Below are 522 nucleotides of genomic sequence, written 5' to 3' on the forward strand. Positions count from 1 at the left end.
CGGTAGAAATTCGATCTACCAAGAAGGGAATCACGCTCTGTAGGATTTGAACCTACGACATCGGGTTTTGGAGACCCACGTTCTACCGAACTGAACTAAGAGCGCTTTCTTATCAGAATAGCTAAGACTGTAACGAAAAAGATTCTTTTTGTAACCCCAATACATCTTGTATGCATATACTATAGAGTAGTATCATAAAAATGAAATATTATGTATGTCCAAAATTAATCCATCTCAATTGATCCCTCGTTACTGCTCAACGGAGAAGTAATAGGTAGGGATGACAGGATTTGAACCCGTGACATTTTGTACCCAAAACAAACGCGCTACCAAGCTGCGCTACATCCCTTTAATTGGTCTACAGTGTCATTGTAGAGAATTCCTGTCTTGTTTTCCACATCCTTATTTTCTCCATTGATATACACAATTTATCTTGCCATTTCTTCTTTTTGGTCTCATATAACATATAATAATCATATAATAATAGTAAAAGCCTTATATACATATGAAATACAGAACCTA

Annotated in this window: 2 tRNA genes; both read right to left on the reverse strand. The window is 36.0% G+C overall.

Going from position 1 to position 522, the window contains the following annotated elements:
• Positions 1 to 31 precede the first annotated feature (31 nt).
• Positions 32 to 105 (reverse strand) — tRNA-Trp (locus IE178_RS37275).
• A 170-nt stretch (positions 106 to 275) separates the two neighbouring features.
• Positions 276 to 349 (reverse strand) — tRNA-Pro (locus tag IE178_RS37280).
• Positions 350 to 522: the final 173 nt, after the last annotated feature.

The organism is Streptomyces griseoloalbus, from assembly GCA_014650015.1.
In the GTDB taxonomy this organism is placed as follows: Bacteria; Actinomycetota; Actinomycetes; order Streptomycetales; family Streptomycetaceae; genus Streptomyces; species Streptomyces griseoloalbus.